Genomic DNA, 235 nt, shown 5'->3' on the forward strand with positions numbered 1-235 from the left:
TATATGACCTTATATGCCCCGGACGGCACCTTTGTTGCCAATGCCGGCAGCTACTACACCGCCCAGTTCTATAATCTTGAAGCCAAGCAATCCGGCACTTATACCCTGGTAGTGGAAGACGGCACCGGTAATTCCAATGCCACAGGCAACTATCAGATCCACTTCGTTAAGAGTCTCGGCGCTGATGAGCACGGTCAACTGCTCAACGGCGGCTATGTGGAAGAGCAAATCACCT

1 protein-coding gene is annotated in these 235 nt (G+C 51.9%); it reads left to right on the forward strand.

Annotated features, from left to right (window positions below):
- A partial coding sequence (locus tag ABD028_RS00005) for a hypothetical protein (RefSeq protein ID WP_343840136.1) occupies positions 1-235 on the forward strand: 235 nt, incomplete at both ends.

The organism is Bowmanella denitrificans, assembly GCF_039522935.1.
In the GTDB taxonomy this organism is placed as follows: domain Bacteria; phylum Pseudomonadota; class Gammaproteobacteria; order Enterobacterales; family Alteromonadaceae; genus Bowmanella; species Bowmanella denitrificans.